At 68.7% G+C, this 18,066-nt stretch carries 17 protein-coding genes; 8 read left to right on the top strand and 9 right to left on the bottom strand.

Going from position 1 to position 18,066, the window contains the following annotated elements:
• Positions 1-4: 4 nt before the first annotated feature.
• From F8O04_RS10970 to F8O04_RS10960, 3 genes are read left to right on the top strand one after another with little or no spacing between them, the layout of a single operon-like run.
• A complete protein-coding gene (locus F8O04_RS10970) occupies positions 5-793 on the top strand; it encodes an amino acid ABC transporter ATP-binding protein (RefSeq protein WP_308420201.1) in 789 nt (262 codons plus the stop codon).
• A complete protein-coding gene (locus F8O04_RS10965) occupies positions 790-1,539 on the top strand; it encodes a creatininase family protein (protein WP_158029420.1) in 750 nt (249 codons plus the stop codon). The genes F8O04_RS10970 and F8O04_RS10965 overlap by 4 nt, the downstream gene beginning before the upstream one ends.
• Positions 1,536-2,507 carry an ornithine cyclodeaminase family protein gene (locus F8O04_RS10960; RefSeq protein WP_188726398.1) on the top strand — a complete coding sequence of 324 codons (972 nt, stop codon included), beginning with the start codon at positions 1,536-1,538 and terminating at the stop codon, positions 2,505-2,507. Before F8O04_RS10965 ends, F8O04_RS10960 begins: the two co-directional genes overlap by 4 nt.
• A gap of 73 nt (positions 2,508-2,580) precedes the next feature.
• On the opposite strand, the gene F8O04_RS10955 is transcribed toward F8O04_RS10960, so the two are convergent.
• The 5 genes from F8O04_RS10955 to F8O04_RS10935 form a co-directional block, all read right to left on the bottom strand.
• Positions 2,581-4,014 carry a pyridoxal phosphate-dependent decarboxylase family protein gene (locus F8O04_RS10955; protein WP_225735015.1) on the bottom strand — a complete coding sequence of 478 codons (1,434 nt, stop codon included), beginning with the start codon at positions 4,012-4,014 and terminating at the stop codon, positions 2,581-2,583.
• Between the two features lie 9 nt (positions 4,015-4,023).
• Complete coding sequence (locus F8O04_RS10950) at positions 4,024-4,311, bottom strand: hypothetical protein (protein WP_158029418.1); 288 nt, start codon at positions 4,309-4,311, stop codon at positions 4,024-4,026.
• A 38-nt stretch (positions 4,312-4,349) separates the two neighbouring features.
• Positions 4,350-5,696: an LLM class flavin-dependent oxidoreductase gene (locus F8O04_RS10945; RefSeq protein WP_188726397.1), complete on the bottom strand. Its 1,347-nt coding sequence runs from the start codon at positions 5,694-5,696 to the stop codon at positions 4,350-4,352.
• Positions 5,697-5,702: 6 nt separating this feature from the next.
• The gene (locus tag F8O04_RS10940; protein ID WP_158029416.1) at positions 5,703-6,518 is read right to left on the bottom strand and encodes an alpha/beta fold hydrolase; all 816 of its coding nucleotides are present in this window, start codon (positions 6,516-6,518) and stop codon (positions 5,703-5,705) included.
• A gap of 66 nt (positions 6,519-6,584) precedes the next feature.
• Positions 6,585-7,892 carry an NAD(P)/FAD-dependent oxidoreductase gene (locus tag F8O04_RS10935; protein WP_188726396.1) on the bottom strand — a complete coding sequence of 436 codons (1,308 nt, stop codon included), beginning with the start codon at positions 7,890-7,892 and terminating at the stop codon, positions 6,585-6,587.
• A gap of 182 nt (positions 7,893-8,074) precedes the next feature.
• Between F8O04_RS10935 and F8O04_RS10930 the strand changes: the two genes are divergently transcribed.
• Positions 8,075-9,283 (top strand): multidrug effflux MFS transporter, encoded by a 1,209-nt coding sequence (locus F8O04_RS10930; RefSeq protein WP_158029414.1) that lies wholly within the window; start codon positions 8,075-8,077, stop codon positions 9,281-9,283.
• A 142-nt stretch (positions 9,284-9,425) separates the two neighbouring features.
• Here F8O04_RS10930 and F8O04_RS10925 read toward each other — a convergent pair whose 3' ends face one another.
• The 4 genes from F8O04_RS10925 to F8O04_RS10910 form a co-directional block, all read right to left on the bottom strand.
• Positions 9,426-10,682 carry an ABC transporter permease gene (locus F8O04_RS10925; RefSeq protein WP_158029413.1) on the bottom strand — a complete coding sequence of 419 codons (1,257 nt, stop codon included), beginning with the start codon at positions 10,680-10,682 and terminating at the stop codon, positions 9,426-9,428.
• Entirely contained in the window at positions 10,682-11,560 is an 879-nt protein-coding gene (locus F8O04_RS10920) for an ABC transporter ATP-binding protein (RefSeq protein WP_158029412.1), read from the bottom strand. The genes F8O04_RS10925 and F8O04_RS10920 overlap by 1 nt, the downstream gene beginning before the upstream one ends.
• Before the next feature lie 336 nt (positions 11,561-11,896).
• Complete coding sequence (locus F8O04_RS10915; RefSeq protein ID WP_158029411.1) at positions 11,897-12,655, bottom strand: response regulator transcription factor; 759 nt, start codon at positions 12,653-12,655, stop codon at positions 11,897-11,899.
• 98 nt (positions 12,656-12,753) lie between these two features.
• Positions 12,754-14,298, bottom strand: a complete 1,545-nt coding sequence (locus F8O04_RS10910; protein WP_158029410.1) for a sensor histidine kinase — start codon at positions 14,296-14,298, stop codon at positions 12,754-12,756.
• A 148-nt stretch (positions 14,299-14,446) separates the two neighbouring features.
• Between F8O04_RS10910 and F8O04_RS10905 the strand changes: the two genes are divergently transcribed.
• Genes F8O04_RS10905 through F8O04_RS10890 form a run of 4 tightly spaced genes read left to right on the top strand, consistent with a single transcriptional unit; the run spans position 14,447 to position 18,058 of the window.
• Complete coding sequence (locus F8O04_RS10905; RefSeq protein WP_158029409.1) at positions 14,447-15,070, top strand: ECF transporter S component; 624 nt, start codon at positions 14,447-14,449, stop codon at positions 15,068-15,070.
• Positions 15,067-16,872 (top strand): ABC transporter ATP-binding protein, encoded by a 1,806-nt coding sequence (locus F8O04_RS10900; RefSeq protein WP_158029408.1) that lies wholly within the window; start codon positions 15,067-15,069, stop codon positions 16,870-16,872. The genes F8O04_RS10905 and F8O04_RS10900 overlap by 4 nt, the downstream gene beginning before the upstream one ends.
• The gene (locus F8O04_RS10895) at positions 16,869-17,726 is read left to right on the top strand and encodes an energy-coupling factor transporter transmembrane component T family protein (RefSeq protein WP_188726395.1); all 858 of its coding nucleotides are present in this window, start codon (positions 16,869-16,871) and stop codon (positions 17,724-17,726) included. The genes F8O04_RS10900 and F8O04_RS10895 overlap by 4 nt, the downstream gene beginning before the upstream one ends.
• Entirely contained in the window at positions 17,723-18,058 is a 336-nt protein-coding gene (locus F8O04_RS10890; RefSeq protein WP_225735014.1) for a CHY zinc finger protein, read from the top strand. Before F8O04_RS10895 ends, F8O04_RS10890 begins: the two co-directional genes overlap by 4 nt.
• Positions 18,059-18,066: the final 8 nt, after the last annotated feature.

The following is an 18,066-nucleotide window of genomic DNA, read 5'->3' as shown; positions in this document are numbered from 1 at the left end:
CGTCTTGAACAAGCAAGTCATCAGACGCGAGGCCATCGTCCAGATCGACAAGGTCAACAAGTCCTATGGCGGCACCCAGGTGCTCTTCGACATCGATCTCGAGGTCTCACAGGGAGAAACGGTCTGCATCATCGGCCCCTCCGGTTCAGGAAAGAGCACCCTCCTTCGCTGCGTCAACTACCTTGAGGAGATCAACTCGGGTCAGATCTGGGTCGATCACGACCTCGTCGGGTATCGCGTCGCAGGAGGACGCCTCCACGAACTCCGCGAAAACGAGGCCTGCAAGCAGCGCGTCGATATCGGCATGGTGTTCCAGAACTTCAATCTGTTCCCTCATATGACCGCGATCGACAACATCACGCTGGGGCCCATCCTGGCGAAGCGGATCTCGAAGGCCAACGCGCGCAAGGCGGCACAGGAACTGCTCAACCGGGTCGGCCTCGGCGGAAAAGAGCATCACTACCCGTCGCAGCTCTCCGGCGGGCAACAGCAACGCGTCGCGATCGCTCGGGCACTCGCGATGGAACCGAAAGTCATGCTGTTCGATGAGCCAACAAGTGCTCTCGACCCCGAACTCGTCGGCGAGGTCCTCGCCGTCATGAAAGACCTCGCGCAATCGGGAAGCACGACAATGCTCGTCGTGACCCATGAGATCGGGTTCGCGAGAGAGGTCGCCGACCGCGTCGTGTTCATGGACGCGGGCCGAATCGTCGAGGTTGGTTCTCCGTCGGAACTGCTCGACACCCCCAAGGAGGAACGCACGCGAGCGTTCCTGTCGGCGGTGCTTGCATGATCGACCACGGAGCCGCCTCTGCGTGGAGGCGCTGGGAAGACCTCCGCCGCCACGAGGTTCGCGACGTCGGTGCGGACGCGCTCGTCATCGTTCCGGTCGGCGCCGTCGAACAGCACGGTCCCCATCTGCCGACCGGCACGGACATCGCACTCGTGAGCACTGTCACAGAACGCGCACTCGAGCTGGCAGCGCCCGAGAGCCCGCGTCCGTTCGTCCTCGCCTCCTTCTTGCGCATCGGATGTTCCGCGCATCATCTGCCGTTCGGCGGCACAATTTCGCTGAGCGCGCCCGTGATGATCGGCGTCCTGGTCGACGCGATTTCGAGCATGTCCGCGAGTGGCGTCCGGCGAGTGGTGCTGGTGAACGGCCATGGCGGGAACACGGGGGTCTGTCACGCGGCCGCCGCTGAGCTGGCATCGCGCCACGGCATGACTGTCGCGGCACTGGACTACTGGGAGTTCGCGCATCCGGCGCCCGACGTGCCGATTCCCGGCCATGCGGGCAAATTCGAGACGTCGCTCATGCTCACCTTTGCGGAGACGGTCGCACCGCGACACGAGACCCGTTCCGGCGATCAGTCCCCGCAACCTGGGCGCGGCGTGTACGGTCCGGAAATCTGGGCCGGTATCGACGGGTACACGGACCAGCCCGCGGCCGCCACGGAGGAGCTCGGGCGTTCTCTGCTCGACCAGGTATCCCGGGGTCTCGCCGATCGTCTGCGAGAGCTCGCCGGGGAGATGCCGTGACTGAGACGATCTACCTCAACCGCGATGAGGTTTTCCGGCTCGCTGCCGACATCGACGTCGAGGACGCGATTCGGCGCATCCTCATCCAGTCAGCAAAGGGGATCGCCGGACAACACGTCCGCACGGAACTCAGTCCCCGACAGCTCGATGGCGTCCTCGGCATCATGCCGGCGTTCCGTGCTGAAGACGACCCGGTGTTCTCGGCCAAGGTCGTCTGCGTCATCCCGTCGAATCCCGAGCGCGGTCTGCCGGCCCACCAGGGCATGGTGTTGCTCTTCGACGCATCCGACGGTCATCTCAGGGGGTTCGCCGATGCCGGTGCAGTGACGGAGATCCGCACGGCCGCGCAGACAGCCTTGGCGACGCGCACACTGGCCCGCATTGGTTCCGGCCGACTACTGATCGTCGGCGCGGGGCACCAGGCCGCAGCCCACGCTCGCGCGCTGAGCGGTCTCGGCTGGCGGTTGTCCCTCTGGGCGCGGAGAGTCGCGCGCGCCGAAGCGCTGGCACAGCAGCTCGCTGCGGAAGGCATCGTGGTCGAGGTCGTCGACGACCTCGAGTCGGGCGTTCGGCAGGCCGCCGTCGTCACCACGACAACCGGCACCGCTGAGCCGTTCATCCACGCCGACTGGCTTCGGCCGGACGCGCACTGGAACGCGATCGGCTCGAGCACGCCCCGCGTGAACGAGGTGCCGGCCGAAGTGCTGCACGGTGCCCGGATCTTTGTCGATGATGTCGAGGCCGTCTCCACGCTCTCGGGAGAGATGCAGCGTCTCGGTCCGCCCCTGCCGCACATGACGCCCCTCGGCGAAGTCCTCGCTGACCCCGGTCGGTTCGATGAGTCCTGGAACGGTCGAACGGTCTTCAAGTCCGTCGGTGTCCCCGTCCAGGACCTGGCACTCGTGACGAAGCTCGTTGAGGCCGCGAATCGCCGACAGGTCGGTCAGCGCCTCACGCTCACCGCATGACCGACAGCTGACCCCGACGACCGCGATCGCGGTCGTCGGGGTCAGCTGTCGTCGTGACGAAAAACTCACGACGTCACGGCGAGCGAACACCACGGAAGGCGCCGATCACCGCGTCTGCGAAATCATCGGCCACCTCGACGTGTTCCGGCTTCATGATGCAGCTTCGCAGCACCGTGACGCTGTCGGCATCCGGCTGCAGTTCGCCGCCGGCGGCGTTGAGCCACGACACGTCCACGGTGAGCTTTGCAACGTGCCAGCCGTCCCGGGCCAGCGAGTCGAAGACCGCATCCGACGCCGCAGTGACGGCCGATGCGCTGGACAACGACGGGTAGTAGCAGACGATGTCGAGGTCCGGTTGCACGACCAGCCGAACAGACGGGTCCTCGTTGAGGCGCTCCGCGACCCGTAGCGCCGCACGGCGTCCATCACGGAGACCTCGGCCGAGTCCGTCGGCGTTCAGCGGCAAGGCTTGGATCGTCGCCCAGAACGCCGCCGCGGAGGCCCCGGCTCGAGAGCATTCAAGGCTGATTTCGCCCAAGTGCAGTTCGTCCGACGTGAAATACGTGTACGGCGAATCATGTGCGTACAGCCGCCCAACGCCCGGGTCGGCGAACAGTACGCTGCCGCACCCGTACGGCTGGAGACCGTGCTTGTGCGGGTCGACCACGATTGAGTCGACGTGCGGGAGCGCGGCGAAGGGGCTCGGGTCGACCGCGGGCGACGCTCCAGCCAGGAGCGTATGGAAGCCGCCGTAGGCAGCATCCACGTGGACCCGTACGCCGTGCTCGCGCGCCAGCTCGACGATCTCATGGACCGGGTCGAGCGCGCCGAGACTCGTCGTCCCGAGCGTGGCGACGACGACGGAGACGCCGCCCTTCTCCAGCCGTTGGGCGAGGGCCTCGACATCCATGCGCCCCGACCCGTCCTGTGCGACGGTCTCGTGCCGAACGCCGAGCAGGTCGCACATCCGCTTGTGCGTATAGTGCGCTGCCTCACTCGAGAGGACCACACCATCAGGTTGCAGTTCGCGCGACACATAAAGCGCTTCGAGATTGGCGATCGTGCCGGACGACGTGAGATGGCCGAGATGCCGCGGCATCCCGAACATTCGCGCCAGCTCCTCGACGGCCTCCTTCTCCATTTGCGCGGTCGCAGGGCCGCCGTCAAGTGCGTGGTTGTTCGGATTGATGAGGGCGGTGGCCGCGTACGCGGCCCAGGCCACCGGATGCGGCGGCTTGAGAATCTGGCCGATATAGCGAGGGTCACCGTACGGGTACATGTTCCGCAGGCGCTCGACGACCTTGGCCAGCGCCTCCGCATCACGGTTGCTCTGGAGCTGCTCCGGCCCCCACAAGGCGCCGACGCGGCCGAGGTCGGCGACGACTTCGTGCAGCCTCGAGATGACCTCCGTGTCCAAGGCCGGGTGGTCGGTAGACATGATCATTGCGTCTCCAGATTCGGAAATTCCCGTGGAATGAGGGGTGGGGCCGGCAATGACCGGCCCCACCGTCGTATCTCAGTAGATGTTCCAGATGGTGTCAGAGGGCTTTCCGGTCCCCCGCAGCTCCGCCAGCTGACGGATGACGGGCCCGGACTCTTCGAGGAACGCCTTCAGGTCGTCCTCGGACTCCCACTCATCAATGTCGAGGATCTCGTTCTCGCGGTACAGGCGGCGGTGTCCCTTGCAGCCGTGTCGAGTGATTGACTCCCGAAGCTGTTCGTGCAGCTCCGGATAGTCCCGCTCGACCTGGCGCACCCGTTCGATGTCCACGTCTGGGATTCGAACCGTGACGACAATTGTCATGTTTCCTCCTTCATTACTGGAGAGCTGTGCCTGTGGCGTCAGCTCGACTCGACTCGTCCCGCTTCTTCGATCGGGACGCGCAACTCATCGACGTGCGCGGTGCGGATGTCGACTGCGCCGACGCCTTCGATGATCGACTGCGGGATGAACTTCGGCTCGCCCGCGATCGCCCCGTACTCGCTCACCGTGCGGTAGCCGGCGCGCTCAGTGCGGTCCCAGATCGGGCGCCCGCCGGCCGGGCGGAACCTGGGCATGACCTCCTCGGCGAACAGCGTCATGTTCTTCGTCGTCATCCATGAGGGCATCGTCCACGTGTCGCCCGTGATGCAGACCCGCCCAGCGTCCATCTCCGTGGTGATCTCCTCGAGACGCTCGGCGACGGTGTCGGGTGATCCGACGATGAACTGCCCTGACTCAAGGGCGTCCTCATAGGTGGTCTCGCTCACGTCTTTGCTGCGATACCCGCCGCCGGCGGCCATTCCCCGCAGAGACCCCTCCGTGACATGTCCCGGCGGGAAAGAATCGTGGAAGGGAGACCCGAGCGAATTCTGCAGGAGGGACATCACGTGCGCCTCCGCCTCTTTGCGAGCCTGACGGTCGGTCTCGGCCACGTAGACGTGCGGGGTGGACACGATACGGCGAGGATCCCACTCCTGCCCGGCTTCCTCGACCTGCTCGCGGAACGTCCGGCAGTTCTTCAGCAGAATCGGCCACGGCACGAGGACCGCGAGGTAGGAGTAGCCGTTCTGTGCCGCGAACGCGAGCGATTCCTTCGACCCGGCCGCCGGAACCCACGCCTCCGGATACGGTTTCTGGAGTGGTTTCGGCCAGAGGTTGACGTACTCCGCGTTGAAGAACTTTCCATCGAACTTGAAGGGGCCGTCCTCGGTGAACGCCCGCTTCAGGAAGTCATGCGCCTCGCGGAACCGTTCACGTGCGTAGGTCGGGTTCATCATGCCGAGGCCGTGGTAGTTGGCGCCGATGCCCATGGGGAGACCGAAGAAATACCGGCCGTTCGAGAGGATGTCGAGCGTCGCGATCTCCTCGGCATACCGCATCGGCGTCAGGTAGCTGTTGAGGATCGCGCCGACCGTGCCGATCCGCATGTTCGTCGTCCGCGAGATGGCAGCCGCCGCCATGACGATGGACTGTCCCGCGATGGCATTGGGGCCGCTGTGCTGCTCGAGGATGACCGCACCGTCATATCCGAGCTTTTCGGCCTGCGCGAAGTTGCCGAGGAAGTCTTCGATGATCCGCTGACCGCGCACGTCGTCGTAGTGGTCGTTGGGGGTGGAGATGAAGATGGATTTCCCTAGCTGATCCCGCCGCGGGATGTATGGGAACTTGCCACCGAAATTGATGTAGAACTCTAGATTGTTCGGCATGCTCATTCAGCCCTTCGTGCTTTTCTCGACAAAATCAACCAGCGTCGTGGCCAGCCCCTCGGGCGCTTGGACGAACGGCAGGTGCGACGTCGGGATCGGCGTCGAACGCACAACGTCGACCGTTGCCCCCGGAATGAAGTCCGCATACCGCGCGCCGACGTCGCTGTCGAGCACACGGTCGTCTTCCGCAAGCAGCACCCTCGCCGGCACGTGCACGCGCCCGAGACGGCGTTCGAGCTTGGGATCATAGCGAGGCTGCCACGCGAGGCGAGCGCGAGTGGTCAGCTCCTTGTAGTTGTGCACGAGCGCCTCGACCGGATCACCGTCGTCGGTGTACTCCGGGAACGCGTCGGCGTGCCCGTTGAAGAGGCGCTCGAGCGCCTCGTCACCGTCCTGCCGGAACGCATCGTGCAGATCGGCACCCTTGAGCCCAGCGGGCGTCACCAGTTGCAGCGAACGCAGGCGCTCGGGGAAGAACGTCGCGAACTCGGCGGCGATCCATCCGCCCAACGAGTGTCCGACCAGATGGAAGGTTTTGAGGCCCATGGCGTCGAAAAGCTCCGCGTAGTGGAGGACGAGATCATCGAATCCATCAAGCCAGTCGGGGAACGGGGTATCACCGAACCCCGGGTGCTCCGGCGCGATGAAATCAACGCGCTTGGCCATCTCCTCATAGAACGGTATCCACCTGCGAGTGAGGCCCGCCCCATGGAAGTACACCACCGGCTCACCGGAACCCTCCCTCCGGTAGGCAACGTCGAGATCTCGAACGGTTATCTTCCGCGGCTCCGTGTAGAACGGCCATGGCAGTTCGCTACTCATCTTGTGCGACTCCTGACGACTTTGGTTATTTTACGAATACTACTGTATCCCTAAAACAACCCTTGGTCAACGATCGAATCGGGACGAAGCAAAGGCGTCCAAGTATGCGGGCGACGAACCCGTGTCGATGAGCCGAGCGACTCCGTCGCCAAGCGCCGGGGCCAAACCAAGACCATGCCCGCTCGTCCCCACGATCAGGGCGAGACCATCGATGGATGCGCCACCGACGATGGGCAGGAAGTCCGGCGTGGCATCGATCACCCCGCCCCAGCTCAGGTTGCAGTCCACGCCCTCCAGTTCCGGCACAAGCTCGGCCAGCCTGCGGCTCCCCTCGGTGACCTGCCGGCCGTTCACGCGGGGGGTTTCGAACGGCAGCGATGGGAGCTCGCGCCTCGCCAGCAGCCCTCCGACATCACGCACGAGCTCCCGTCCGATGCGAACGGACATCTGCCCGCGGCTCTTCACCAGGGTCGGCAGGAGCTTCCAGGCTTCTGCGACGTCCTCCCAGTGAACATCGACGTCGACGTATCCCCCGAGCCCGAACACGATCCGACCATCAGCGGACTGCCGGAATCCCACGCCTCCGACATCCCATACCGATGCCCGCGTGATCGGAGGAGCGGGCACGGTGAGACCAACAGTCCCGCGGCCGACGTGTATCGGCAGATGAACACCGCACGTTCGCAACAGGCGCGATGACCATGCGCCAGCCGCCACCACGATGTCAGAGGCACGGATCTCCGCCCCCGGAAGTGACACGCCAGTCACCCGCCCGGCGGCGACATCGATGCCCTGCACCTCGGCACCCTCGAAAACCTCAACGCCCGCCCGACGGCAGAGCATCAGGAGCGACGCCGTCGCCCGCGACGGATCGACATGCCCGTCGTCGGGGGTATAGCCGGCGCCGACGACGTCGACGCTGAGCCAAGGCATGCGCTCCCGCAGCGCCTCCCGCGTGAGCACCTCGAAGCGGACATCATGCTCACGTGCCACCTCGCCCCAGTCGCGGACTCGCTGCATCGCCGCATCGTCTCGGGCGACAGACACATGGCCGCCACGGATCCAACCGAGATCCGGCCCGAGCGCGCCCGCGAGGGTCTGCCAGCTCCGATTCGCGCGGCGCATCGCGGCCGCCTCGATCGCCTCGCGCCCTTGCTCCCGAATAAGACCGAGACTCCGGCTGGATTGCGCCCAACCAGCCCGGCACGCCTCGAGAACGACCACCCGCCGCCCGGTCTCTCGAAGCCGCAGTGCGGTGAAGAGGCCCGTGAGGCCACCCCCGACGACCACGACGTCGACTCGGCGGGGCAGCTCGGCACGGTCGGGTCGACTCAACGGGACAGGGAGTGCGGCGATCGACTCCGTGCGCTCCATGGCAACCCCTTCCGTACTCACTTTAGTGTATTGCACGTAGTATTGTAGTAAACACAAGCCCGATGCAATCAGTCCGAGGGCGAGCCACGCCTCACGTCCGCTCCGCGTCGTCGTCTCAGGTGCCATCCTGGCGGCGCGGAGCTCTCCCGACGCGAACCCCAGCTCCCGGCGCTCAGGAAGGGATGACTCCTTTGGCCGGTCCTCAGCCGCCTCCGGGTTCCAGTGGCGCGCTCCCCGCGACGCTGCTGTTCTCACTCGCCCTCCTGGCGGCCATGGCACCGTTCGGGATCGACCTCTACCTCCCGGCGTTCCCCGGAATGATGAGTGACCTCGAGACGACCGCGACCGGCGTCCAGCTCACGCTGACGAGCTGCCTGCTCGGCATCGCCGTCGGCCAGCTGGTCTTCGGCTCACTGTCGGACCGGTTCGGTCGCAGGGGGCCGCTCTTGCTCGGATCCGCCCTGTGCGTCGCCGCGAGCGTTGTCACGGCGACCGCCCCCACCATCGAGGTGCTCGTCATCGCCCGCTTCGTTCAGGGGCTGAGCGGTGCAGCGGGCGTCGTCATCGGTCGAGCGGTGATCGCCGACACGAGCACCGGCAGCAGAGCCGCCCGTCACCTCTCTCTCATGACCGCGATCGGGGGCGCCGCTCCCGTGGTCGCGCCACTGATTGGCGGCATCCTCACCCCTCTCCTGGAGTGGCGCGGGATCCTCTGGGTCTTGTTCGGGATCGCCGCCGCGATGTTCGTCGTCAGCATCCTCTTCGTTCCGGAGACTCGCGTCCGTGCAGCGGCCACGCCCCTCAAGCGCCCAGTTGGCGCCGTGCGGGCAGTCTTGGACCCGCATTACCTGGCCTATACGGGCATGTTCGTCTTTTCATTCGGCGCGCTCATGGGATACATCTCCGCGTCGCCATTCGTCTATCAGGAGATCATGGGGCTGAGCGCCACCGCCTTCGGCGTCGCCTTCGGCTTCAACTCTCTGCTCGCGATCTCCGGGGGGCTCCTCTCGGCCCGGTTGGTGATGCGGCTCGGCCCGCACCGCCTCCTCGGAGTCGGCCTCGGGATCCTCTCCGCCAGCAGCATCGCCGTCCTCGTCCTCGCTTCCAGCGGATATGCCTGGTGGACGTTCGTGCCACTCGGGACCGCGAGCATCGGAGTCGGCCTCGTCTTCGGGAATGCGACGGCCCTCGCCCTGGGGAGGGTCCGGCAGTTCGCGGGAACCGCCTCGGCGGTGCTCGGCGCCCTGCAGTTCACCGTGGGGGCGATCGTGAGTCCCCTGGTCGGAATCGGCGGGAGCGAATCGACGCTGGCGCTCGGCATCACGATGACGATCACTTCGCTCTTTGCGACCGGCTTGTTCATGGCGATCAGACGCGGCCGCACGGCGTGAGCCGGCAGCGTCGCAGATGTGCCCGTCGGTTATTCGTCGCCCTACGTGGACTCCTCCTTCGGGGCGCAGAAGAGGGGCGCCGCACTCGTCGCGCGGCGCCCCTGCCCGCTCCGGCACCCTCAAGGGCCCGAAGCGGCGGCGCTCAGCCCCTCAGCGCCTCACTCAGCTTTACCCGTCCGCCAGTGCGGAGCACGGCGTTCTCGTAGATCTTCGAGCCGATCCAGATCGCAACCGCGGCCGCGAGGACGAGCAGCACCAGCGAGGCGACGGGCTCCCACCACATCGCGTCGCCCGTGAAGACGCGCACCGGCATGGCGATCGGCGCCGAGAACGGCACGTAGCTCATGACGGTCATGAGCACGGGGTTCTCGCTCGCGAAGAACGACAGGATGTACGGGATCATGATCACGAACATGAGCGGCGTCGTAGCCGTGCCGACGTCCTCCTGACGCGAGACCGTCGCCGCGACGCCGGCGTAGAGGGCGGCGAGCAGCACGAACCCGACGACGAACAGCACCGCAAACCACACGATGGCGGGGCCGACCATGGTGAAGAGCGCCGCCTGGCCGGTCGCGGCGAGCGCGAGCACCGAGACGAGGCCGATCGCGGCGACCTGTGCAAGTGCGAGCAGGCTATTGCCGAGCACCTTGCCCGCCATGATCGTGCGGGGCGAGACCGTCGCGAGCAGCAGTTCGACGATGCGGGTCTGCTTCTCTTCAACGACAGACTGGGCGATGGTCGAGCAATAGGTGATCGCCGACATGAAGAACATGATGCCGAAGAAGACCGTGAGCAGGTAGACGAGCCCAGAGGGCGCCGTCGGCTGCTCGAGGGCGAATCCTTCCGGCGTGATCGTCAGCGCGCTTGTGACCCCGCTGCTCGGCTCCTCGAGGCCCACGATGACGAATCCGCCGCCGCTCGGCGTTTCCGCCGGCGTCCCGTCGCTGTTGTAGGCCTCGATCTCACCGATCGATGTGGCCGGCAGGACCGCGGAGTCGGCTTCGCCGCTCTCGACGGCGGCAACGGCATCCTGCACCGAACTGAACTCGGTCGCCTCGAGGCCCGCGTCGGCCACGATGGGCGCGGTCTCCTCCGTGACGGCGACCGTCGGGGCATCGTCGCCACCGAACGACTGCTGCCCGAAGATGCCGAAGGCGATGATGCCGCCGCCGACGAGCACGAGCGTGAGGATGAAGCTCACCTGGAACGCCCGGGAGCGCACCTGCATGAGCATGTCGCGTTTCGCGACGAGCTTCACGCCCTCCCAGAACGAGATCGCCCGGCTCGGCCCGCTGCCCGTGCCGGGGCCGCCGCTCGGCGGTTGGGGGGATGCTCCGCTCGCGTCGCCGTGCCCGGCGCCCGCGCCCGTTGCCGCGTTGCCCGATGTGGTCGAGGTCATCAGATCACTTCCTGGTAGATGGTGGCGAGCTTGACGAGGTGAGGGCCGAACTCCGTGACCGGCCCGCGGTCGAGGGCGGCGCGCAGCACCCGCTGCGCGGTCTCGTCTTCGGCCCTGAAGGTCGCGAAGCCGCGCTCGAACTCGAGCACCTCGACACCCGGCACGTCGCGCAGCCAGCCGGCATCGTCGGCGACGGCGATGCGGTGCAGGCCGCGCGAGTGCTCGGCTTGCATTTCGCGGCGGTCGCCCGCTGCGCGGATGCGGCCCTCGGCGATGATCACGAGCCGGTCGCTGAGCCGCTCGACCACGTCGAGCTGGTGCGACGAGAACAGCACCGGCGCGCCCGACGCCGCGAATCGCTGCAGGACGGTGAGCACCGACTCGACGGCGACCGGGTCGAGGCCGGAGAAGGGTTCGTCGAGCATGAGCACGTCGGGCTCGTGCACGAGCGCCGTGGCGATCTGGGCGCGTTGCTGGTTGCCGAGTGAGAGCTCCTCGACCCGGTCGTTCGCGCGGATGTCGAGCCCGAGCTCTTCGAGCAGCGACAGGCCGTTGCGCTTGGCTCGCTCGACGGCGAGACCGTGCAGCTGCCCGAAGTAGATGATCTGCTCGAGCACCTTCATCTTCGGGTACAGCCCGCGCTCCTCTGGCATGTAGCCGAAGCGGGCCCGGTCGGCGGGCGTGAGGGGGTGACCGTTGAATCTCACCTCTCCCTGCTCCGGCCGGACGACGCCGAGGATGCTGCGCATCGTCGTCGTCTTGCCCGCCCCGTTACCGCCCACGAATCCCGTGAGCATGCCATCGCGCACGTCGAATGAAACGTCGTCGAGGACCTGTCTGCTGCCGTAGCGCTTGCTGAGATGCTGAATGTCGAGCATGCCCGAAACGCTACGCAGCCGGCCGGCGCGGCGGATCGGCCGCGTGGGCGAACTGCCGGTGTCTTGGCGCCCCGGAGGCTCGGCCGCACGGCGGAGGGGCTACCGGGCCGGACATCCGCTACCGGGCCGGACATCCGCTACCAGCCGTTCGGGAGCGATTGTCCCGTCGGGTAGCCGTTCGGAGCCGCGGGTAGCCACGGACGGAGCCGCGGGTAGCCGTGCGGAGCCGCGGGTGGCCGTGCGGCGAAGGAGCTACCCGATCGGACATCTGCTACCAGCCGTTCGGGAGCGATTGTCCCGTCGGGTAGCCGGTGGCGGCGCGGCGCCAGGTCGCCGCTACTCGGGGCTTCTCGGGGCTTCCGCCGCCGGGCCGACGAGACCCTGCTCGTAGGCGAAGATCACGGCGTGGATGCGGTCGTGCACGCCGAGCTTCGCGAGCAGGTTCGACACGTGCGTCTTGATCGTCGCCCCCGACACGAACATCTGCTGCGCGATCTCGGCGTTGCTCAGCCCCTCGGCGAGCAGCAGCAGCACCTCGCGCTCGCGCTCCGTGAGCTGCGCGAGGGCGGGAGGCTCCGGCGCGACCGCGCCAGACGCACCGGATGCCGCAGCCGCCGCGGGCGAGCCCGACGCCGCCGCGGCATCCTGCGAATGCGGGGCCCGTGCCGTGACGGCCGCCGCGATGACCGAACGCGTGATCTGCGGATCGAGCAGCGCGTCGCCCTGGTGCACGACCCGGATCGCCTCGATGAGCGTCTCAGGCGGCGAGTTCTTGAGGACGAAGCCGCTCGCGCCCGCCTGGAGCGCGTCGCGCACGGCAGCGTCGTCGCGGAACGTCGTCAGCATGAGCACGCGCACGGCCCCGCCGTGCGACGCCACGATGCGCGACGTGGCGTCGATGCCGCCCATGACGGGCATCTGCACGTCCATGCACACGACGTCCGGGCGCGACTCGGCCGCCATCGCGATCGCGTCGGCGCCGTTCTCGGCCTCACCGGCGACCTCGATATCGCTCTCGGCCTCGAGGATGAGCTGCAGCCCCGCCCGCACGAGCTTGTGGTCGTCGACGAGCAGCACCCGGATCGGGTCGGTCATGGTTTCCCCTCATGCAGCGGCGCGGGGCGGGCGCCGCGGTCTCGCGGCGGCGACGTCACCGGCGCAGGCCATCGTATCGACCGGCTCGGGCGGCGAACCTAGGCCGCGAGGGGAAGTCGGGCGACGACACGGAACCCGCCGCCGAGCTCCGCCGACCGCGGTCCGGCCTCGAGCGTGCCGCCGATCGCGGTCGCGCGCTCGCGCATCCCGACGATGCCGCGCCCTCCCCCGCGGGGCGCGCGATGCCCCGGCGCTCGGGGCCCATTGGTGACATCGAGCTCGACCTCGCGGCCCAGATGGCGCACCCGGACATCGACGTCGGCCCCGGGGCCGGCGTGCTTCTGCGCATTGGTGAGGGCCTCCTGCAGGATGCGATACAGCGTGAGGCCCGTGACGCCCGACATCGGCCGCGCGTCGCCGATCTCGCGATAGCTCACCGACATCCCGGCAGCGCGCACCGAGTCGATGAGCGCGGGAATCTCCTCGACCGACAGCGTCGAGGGTGCGACCGACGACCCCGCCGCCGGGGCCGCGGCGTTGCCATGGGCGGCCGAGGTGCCGGATCCGCCCGCGCCCGCGCCCGCGACGCGGTCACTCATCTCGCTCGCGGGCGAGCGCAGCGTCGTCAGGACGAGCTGCAGTTCGGTAATCGCGGAACGCGCCGACTCCTCGACGGCGAGCAGCGCCTGCACGGCCCGCTCGGGGCGCTCGGGCGCCGAGGCGAGCGAGCGGCGCGCAGCGGCCGCCTGCAGGCCCATGAGTGAGACATGATGCGCGACGACGTCGTGCAACTCCCTCGCGATCTCGATGCGGTCGAGTCGAACCGCCTGCTCCGCGACCACGCGCCGCTCCGCCTCGAGCGCCTCGGTGCGCTCGCGGAGTTCGGCCGTGCGCACGGCAAGCAGGTCCTCGTTGCCGGCGCGCCGGTACTCGTTCGAGCCGAGCACGGCCGCCGCGAGCACGTAGAGCAGGTTGGCGAACAGCGAGAACACGAATGACAGCGCGGTCGCTTCGCCCGTCACCTCGCCAAGGCGCAGGTAGGCGACGACGCTCATCAGTCCGGACGCGAGGAAGACCAGCAGGATCACGAGGTTCACGGCGCTCACGAGCACCCGCCTCGGCGACCACGCCGCGCCCGAGAAAATGAGCACGAAGCACGCGATCTGGGTGAAGAGGTGCTCGCCGTACGGCGCGACCTGGCCCGCGAGGAACGCGACGACGCCGATGATGACCGTCACGATCGGCAGCACTCGGCGCAGGGCGAACGCGGCGAAGAACATCGCCGGAATGACCCACACCGTCCAAGGCTCCGAGAGGTACATGGCCACCGATTCTTCGGGCACGTCTGCGGTGCTCACGATGGCCACGTTGTAGCGCTCCGTGAGCACCATCATGCCGACCACGAGGGCCGCGATCGGCAGGTCGACCTTGAGTCCGCGCAACCCGGGCGACCGTCGCCTCCAGCCGTCGAGGTGCCTCGGATCGATGCCGGCGATGCGATGCCAGAGCGTCAGCCGGGGCGGGTCGACGCCATCGAGAGGTGCCGCGCCCGACGCTAAGGCCGGCTCGGGTCGCGACGCGACTGGGCCGGATGCCTGTGGCTCGTCATGCAGGTCCGTTCCGGTCGATTGTGCTGTTGCCATGACCTCACGGTACGCAGCCCCGGGCCGCCGCGGATCGGCTGCCCGGCCGAATCACCGACGCGGTCGCGCATCCGGACCCGTTCGATACACTTAGGCTTACCTCACTTACGGCCGATCTGCTGGCCGTTCCCGACCGGAGCCCGCCCACATGCAGCACGTCAGCACCCGCGTTCTCATGAGCTGCGCCGCGATCGGCGTCGCGGGCGCCGTCATCTTCACCGTCAATGCGTGGCTCGGCGGCACGTTGTCGAACCTGCTGCCCCTCGCGTACGGGCTTACGATCGGGCTCTACTTCATTCCCGGCGTCGTGGCGCAGCGACTCATCCAACGACCGGGCGCCGGGCTCCTGACGGCCGCGTTCGCGGGTCTCATCGCGAGCCCGTTCCAGCCCATCTTCTTCGGCGCGTTCCTCATCTCGCTGCTCATCGGCGTGCTGCACGAGCTCCCGTTCCTCATCGCCCGGTATCGCGTGTGGCGGCCCTGGCTCTTCGCCGTCGGGTCGCTCGCCGCGGGCCTGGTGACGTCGGGCGCGGCGTTCCAGCTGCTGTCGAACAACACGCTCGGCACCGCCGGAGTCGTGCTCGCCTTCGTGAGTTTCGGCGTCTCGCCGTTCATCTGCACGATGCTGGCGCTCTGGCTCGCCACGGCGCTCGCGCGCGCGGGCGTCGGGCGCGGGCTGCGACCCGATCGCGCCTCGGTGACCCCCGCGCCGCGCGAACCCCTCCTCACCGAGCCGCCGCGAGCCGAGCCCGTGGCGCACGGCACCGAGTGACGAAGCGCGCCGACGCCGCGCCCCTCCTGCAGCTCGATCGCCTGCGCATCACGCACGAGGGCGCGCGCCGGGCGACGCCCGACGGTGTCTCGCTCACCGTCGACCGCGGCGAGGCGGTGCTGCTGCTCGGACCATCGGGGTGCGGCAAGTCGACCCTGGCCCTCGCGGCGGCCGGGCTCCTGCCGCGCGCCCTCGACGCCGCGGTCGAGGGCCGGGTGCTGCTCGGCGGCCTCGATGCGACGACGCTTCCCGCAGGTCACGCCGCCGCGCACGTGGCGATGGTGTTCCAAGATCCCGACGCGCAGCTCGTGACCTCGACCGTCGACGACGAGGTCGCCTTCGGCCCCGAGAACCTGTGTCTCGACGAGGCAGAGATCGAGCGACGCGTCACGGAGGCGCTGACCGCGGTTGGGCTGGCGCACCGAAGACGGGATGCCCCGGAGGTGCTGTCCGGCGGTGGTCGCCAGCGGCTCGCGATCGCGGCCGCGCTCGCGCTCGGCTCGCCGCTGCTCGTGCTCGACGAGCCCACCGCGAACCTCGACCCGGCCGGCGCCCGAGGGGTCTACGACGCCCTCGCCCCGCTCATCGCCGGGGGTACGCACGGCGTGCTGCTCATCGAGCACAACCTCGATGAGGCGCTCCGCATCGCCACCAGGGTCGTCGCCCTCGACGACAGCGGCCGGATCATCGCCGACGGTCCCCCGCGCGAGGTCCTCGCGGGGCGGGCCGCCGAGCTGGCCGCCGCGGGCGTGTGGCTGCCGATCGGCGTGACGGCATCCCGGATGCTCGCGGCCGAGGGCGTGACGGTGACGGATGCTCCGCTGACGGCGGCAGAGCTCGTCGCGTCGCTCGGCGGCGGCCTTCCCGGCCGGCCGCACGCGCAGCCCCACCCGCTCCCCGGGGAGCCGACACCCAACTCTCACCCCGAGGAGCCGACGAAGCAGGCGCCCCGAGGGGAGCACCCGGCCACGCTCCCCCTCCTCGCCGTCGCCTCCCTCACCGTCCGGGCCGGCGGGCGCACGCTCCTCGACGACGTCTCGCTCACCGTGCGGCCGGGCGCGTTCACCGCGGTCGTCGGGCCGAACGGCGCGGGCAAGTCGACCCTGCTGCACGCACTCGGCGGGGTCGTCAGGCCGCCGAAGGGCACGGTGTTCCTGGGCGGAGTCGACGTCGCGAAGCTCTCGCCGCGGCGCTTGCGCCGGCGCGTCGGCGTCGTCTTCCAGAACCCCGAGCACCAGTTCCTGCGGCAGCGGGTGCGCGACGAGCTCGAGCTCGGTGTCGACGCCGGCGACGACACGGTCGCCGCGCGCATCGACGACCTCCTCTCGAGGTTCGGTCTCCTCGAACAGGGGGCGTGGCATCCATACCTGCTGTCGGGCGGCGGCAAACGGCGCCTCTCGGTCGGCACCGCCTTGGTCGAGGGCCCGCAACTGCTGGTGCTCGACGAGCCGACGTACGGGCAGGACCGCGCCCGCGCCGACGAACTGCTCGACCTGCTCGAGGCGCTCCGCCGCGACGGCACGACGGTCGTCATGGCGACGCACGACCTGCAGCTCGTCGCCGAGCACGCCAGCGACGTCGTCGTGCTCGCCGACGGGCGCGTCGAAGCCGCGGGAACCGTCGGCGAGGTCTTCGCGGGCGACGCGCTCGACCGCGTCGGGCTCGGCCTCCCGCCGCTCGCACGGGCCGTCCGCGCCGCCGATGCCCCGGGGCTTCGCGGCCTCACGCGCCTGCGCGACGCCGTCCGGTTCGCGTCGCTCAGCCGACCATGCGCGAGCGACAACGCGGGAGCGGCCCCGTGACGGTCATCGATCGCCCGACGCTGACCACCGCTCGCGCGACGCGCCTGCCGTGGCTCCACCGGGTGCATCCGCTCGCGAAGCTCGTTGCGACGCTCCCGCTGATCGTCGCGATGTTCCTCGTCCGCGATCTTGCGACGCCGCTCGTCGCGATCGCCGCATCCCTCGCGCTCATCGTCACCGGTTCCTCGCTTTCGCTCCGCTCGAAGCTCGGCGTCGTCATCGGTGCACCCCTCGTCGCGCTCGTGCTGTCGATCACGCTCGGGGTTTGGGCAGACCGGGACGCCGTCGGGTCGACGCCCCTGCTCGCGCAGCTCGGCCCGTGGCCGCTCCACCTCGCGGGCTGGCTCGACGGGCTCGAGACCGGCCTGCGCATGGTCGCGATCGTGCTGCTCGCGCTGCTCGCCGGCAGCACGACCTCGGCGGGCGACTTCGTTCGCTCGCTCGTGCAGCAGCTGCGTGTGCCGTATCGGTTCGGGTACGCGGCGCTCGCGGCGTTCCGGTTCGTGCCGCGTTTCCGGGGTGAGCTCGAGACCATCAGGCGGGCGCACCGCGTGCGGGGAATCGGTGGGCGCGGGCCCGTCGCGTGGCTGCGGGCGCAGCTGTCGACGGCCGTGCCGCTGCTCGCGGCGGCCCTGCGGCACGCCGACCGTGTCGCCATCGCCATGGAGGCGCGGGCATTCGGCTATTCCGAGCACCGCACCGAGCGCCACCGGGTGCCTCTGGCCGCGGCCGACTGGATGTTCGCGGCCGTATCCGTGCTCGTCACGGTCGCCGTGGTCGCTGTCGCGCCGTCGTGGCACGACGGCGTGGCCGCCTGGCTCGCCGGTCTCGTGACCGGGAACGGTCGCTCGTGAGCCGGCCCGTCGTGCACGGGCCGGTCGTCGACAACGAGACCCGCTGCATCCACTACCGATCACCGCTCGACGTCGTCGCGATCAGGTTCCGCTGCTGCGGCGAGTACTTTCCGTGCCTGCACTGCCACGCCGAGATGCGCGACCATCGGATCGAGCGGTGGCGCGCCGACGAGGTCGGCGAACGTGCCGTGCTCTGCGGCGTGTGCGGCCACGAGCTCACGATCGCCGAGTACGTCGACGCGTCGAGCTGTCCGCGGTGCGCGGCGCCGTTCAATCCGGGCTGCTCGCTGCACCACGAGGTCTACTTCACGCTGGCGGGCCCTCCGGCCTGAGCATCCAC

The organism is Pseudoclavibacter endophyticus (assembly GCF_008831085.1).
Taxonomy (GTDB): domain Bacteria; phylum Actinomycetota; class Actinomycetes; order Actinomycetales; family Microbacteriaceae; genus Pseudoclavibacter; species Pseudoclavibacter endophyticus.
This window is presented reverse-complemented; position numbering and strand designations above follow the sequence as displayed.